The following is a 3,382-nucleotide window of genomic DNA, read 5'->3' as shown; positions in this document are numbered from 1 at the left end:
CGCTGCCTCTGCCCGGCTCAACCCATCCAATGCGTGCGCCACCGCCACCATCCGCGTCGCTGTCCGTCGGTTCGGCTCCCGGCGTGCCCGCCTGCGCAACTCGGACGCGCTCAGCAGGTCAGTTCGGATCGCCAGCGCTCGTCCCATCGGCCCGTCCGCTCCAGCCACGCCGGAACCGAATCACCAAACCTAGCGAACTGAAACTCACATCCGAGTCAGTTCATCCGCTCGCCGGTATTAGAGGTGGTGAAGCGGCCCCAAGGATCTTCACCAGTTCAACGATGTGAGATGCTGAACGCAGAGAACCAGCGGCCTAGTTGACATCCCAACCGAGTGAGGCGAAGATTTTGGTAAGGGGAACCGCGATCGCCCCGTGAGGCTCCGGCTGAAGTATCGCGTCCGAGATCCCCCACGGTGGGGGAAGGACGCGTCATGCCCGCACCTGACACGATCACCGCCGTTCAACTTTCCCGCTTCATCGGCCTGCCCGACGCACCAGTCCTCCTGGATGTCCGGACCGGGCAGGACCTAGCAGCCGACCCGCGGCTCATTCCGACGTCCACCCTCCGGAACCACGCCTCAGCGCCCGAGTGGGCCACCGAGTTCGCCGGGCGATCCGTCGTCGTGATCTGCCAGCGCGGCCTGAAACTCAGCCAGGGGACCGCTGCCTGGCTGCGCCATGCCGGAGCCAAGGCCGAGGTCCTGGAGGGGGGCTTCGAGGGCTGGGTGGCGGCCAAAGGTCTCCTACTGCGGCCTAATCGCTTGCCGGACACCGACCCCCAAGGCCGCACGGTCTGGGTCACGAAATCCAGGCCCAAGGTCGACCGCATCGCCTGCCCCTGGCTCATCCGCCGTTTCATCGACCCGAGGGCCGTGTTCCTGTTCGTGGCGGCCTCCGAGGTCCAGGCGGTCGCCGAACAGTTCGGGGCGGCCCCGTTCGACATGGAGGATGTGTTCTGGAGCCATCGCGGGGATGGCTGCACCTTCGACACCATGATCGAAGAGTTCGGCCTGCAGTCGGAAGCCCTTGCTCGACTGGCCCTAATCGTCCGTGGCGCCGACACCGACCGCCCCGATCTCAGCCCGCAATCAGCGGGCTTGCTGGCCGCATCGCTCGGCTTGTCGCGCATGTACCGGGACGACCTGGCCCAACTCGACGCCGCCATGGCCCTGTACGACGCTTTTTACCGCTGGAGCCGGGACGCAGTCGCCGAGACCCACAACTGGCCCGGGACCCTCTCGAACACCCGGCCGGAGACGGCGGGATGAGCGAGGCCACGCTCGGGATCGCTACCACCCTGACCAGCTCGTCCGGCAACGTCGGCGCGCATATGCCGTCCTCCGGAGAGGCGCTGCGGGTCTGGCTGAAGATCGGCTCAGCAGAGGGCTATGTTCCATGACCTCCGAGGTTTTCCCGCTTGTTGCCGGAACAACGCCTGACGATCAGGCGCAGGCAGGGGCGTTCACGTCCATGAACCCGACTTGGAAAGTGGAAGAAACTCTCGACGAGGGAGGTACGGTGTACCTTTCCGTGACCGTTCCGGGACAGCAGGGAGCATGGTGGATCCGCCGCGCAACCCATCATTGGGTGACGGTCCTGTCGCCTTGCGGCACGAAGGTGTTTCGGTCGGCCAACGTCACAGCTGCACTGGCTAAGGTATCGAAACACGCAACACGACCGAAGCTCCTGGCTAAGCTCGGCGGCAATCGGAGCAGCAGATCGACCGCGTGTACTACTACCAGCTCGTGTGCAGCGTCGTCGCTGGTCACACCGGCTGAGTAAGGCACACATGTCTAACGCAGATACATCCCTGGCAAGGGCTCGGGAGTATGTTGCCGAGCTAGCAGCCCGCTTGGACCGACAGCTCATGCTTCTTGCCGAGGTCAAGCGGGACCTGCCTGGGCATACTGCTGCATGGGAGCAGGTCGTGCAGAGGACACGAGACGAGCTGGCCGCCAGCAAGAGAATGCTGCAGTTCCTTGAACATAACTCCCTGCGGCAGCAGCATGAACCGAACAGTACCGTGAAGGGCCCGCCGGTAATCTAGCTCGGATGGTGGGTGCATCAGGCGTCCACCAGCACCCGTCGTACGTACGAAATGCCACCCCGCCCCGCTTCATCGCGCTGTCTCGGCCGAGGAGGTGCAGTACTACGCCACCCAGCTCGACGCCGGCACACTCAGCCGGGCGGGGGCGGTGATCAACTTCTCCGACAGCCCCGAGCACATCGCCCTCACCGCACCCGACATCATGAGCGAGAACCTGGCCCAGTTCGGCATCGCTTTCGCCTGACCTACCAGCGCCGTCGCACAGAGGAGTGCGGCGGCACCGGCCTCGTCGACGACGTGCACTCTAATGTTCCAACACGCCCGCCCAGACCAAGGCACACAATTCTGAGAACGCTAGGCACTCGCCTCCTACGCGCTAGTGGACACCGCGCCAAAAGTTTAGATCGGTTCCCGAAATTGGGAGGGCAGGTCAGAGCCCCCGCCGCCACCGACACGCCTGCCCGGCGCACGCCCAACATCAGGGCCAAGTATTCGTGCGGCAGCGGGAACACATCGCGTTATGCACGGTCCTGCTCCATCTGCAGCCAGTGGGCCAGGCGCTGCTCGGTGCTGTGGTGGCCGTTGTAGGCCGCGGTGCGCGCGACCTGCCCGAGATGCACCAGCGCGAAGCGCAGCAACAGGTCCCGCAGGGCGGCGTCGTTGGCCATCAAGTTCCGCAGCGCGCCAGCGCAGATGCACTGGGCCGTGCCGGCACTCTGCACCAGGGCTTTTAGGTCGTCGCCCTCGCCACCCAAGACCATGTGGATCCCGACTAGGCCCTCGCAGCCGATGGTGCTGACGACATCCTCCAGTACGGCGATCATGGAGATCCAGCCACGCTTGGGGAAGTGGACGGGGTCGATGGGCTGCCTCGGCCCGTGCAGGACCTGACGCTGCGCCAGCTTCACAGGGGTGAGCCAGGGCTGCAACCGGATGATGCTTTCCGGCGGCAAGGCCCTCAGCAGGCGATTGTGAAGCGTAGACTGGCCATGGTGAGTCAAGGCGAACCGCCCGCGACAGATATCGGTGGGAGCACATGCCTCTCTCATGGGACCTGCTCACTTTGTTACTCAGATCTCAAACACGGGGCTGGTCGGGTAACTGAATCACTAATATAGTCTCATTGTTTAGATTTGCTCCAGAATGTGGGTTGGAAACGACATACCATGCCTTCGCTGCTGAACCTCCAGGGTTACCGGCTCACCTTCAGCGACGAGTTCAACTCGTTCACCTCGTCACCTGATGGCAGCAACGGGACCTGGAAGACGCAGCTGTACTGGGGGGGGCGGTACAACAGCTCCAACGGTGAGCAGCAGTACTATTCGGACAGCTCC

The 3,382-nt window shown here is 64.0% G+C and carries 4 protein-coding genes; 3 read left to right on the top strand and 1 reads right to left on the bottom strand.

The genetic code is table 11. From position 1 onward, the window contains the following. Positions 1-432 precede the first annotated feature (432 nt). The 3 genes from ACLIBK_RS25400 (at position 433) to ACLIBK_RS25390 (ending at position 2,292) form a co-directional block, all read left to right on the top strand. Positions 433-1,269: a chromate resistance protein ChrB domain-containing protein gene (locus ACLIBK_RS25400; RefSeq protein WP_415390090.1), complete on the top strand. Its 837-nt coding sequence runs from the start codon at positions 433-435 to the stop codon at positions 1,267-1,269. Then, positions 1,266-1,400, top strand: a complete 135-nt coding sequence (locus tag ACLIBK_RS25395) for a hypothetical protein (protein ID WP_415390089.1) — start codon at positions 1,266-1,268, stop codon at positions 1,398-1,400. Before ACLIBK_RS25400 ends, ACLIBK_RS25395 begins: the two co-directional genes overlap by 4 nt. Before the next feature lie 664 nt (positions 1,401-2,064). Further along, a complete protein-coding gene (locus ACLIBK_RS25390) occupies positions 2,065-2,292 on the top strand; it encodes a DUF4214 domain-containing protein (RefSeq protein WP_415390091.1) in 228 nt (75 codons plus the stop codon). Positions 2,293-2,566: 274 nt separating this feature from the next. Here the strand turns inward: ACLIBK_RS25390 and ACLIBK_RS25385 are convergent, their stop codons facing one another. Then, positions 2,567-2,977 (bottom strand): Crp/Fnr family transcriptional regulator, encoded by a 411-nt coding sequence (locus tag ACLIBK_RS25385; RefSeq protein WP_415390088.1) that lies wholly within the window; start codon positions 2,975-2,977, stop codon positions 2,567-2,569. Positions 2,978-3,382 lie beyond the last annotated feature (405 nt).

It is taken from the genome of Roseomonas sp. BN140053 (assembly GCF_047690175.1).
Taxonomy (GTDB): domain Bacteria; phylum Pseudomonadota; class Alphaproteobacteria; order Acetobacterales; family Acetobacteraceae; genus Roseomonas.
Note: the sequence above shows the minus strand (reverse complement) of the source record. Positions and strands in the feature narration are given on the sequence as shown.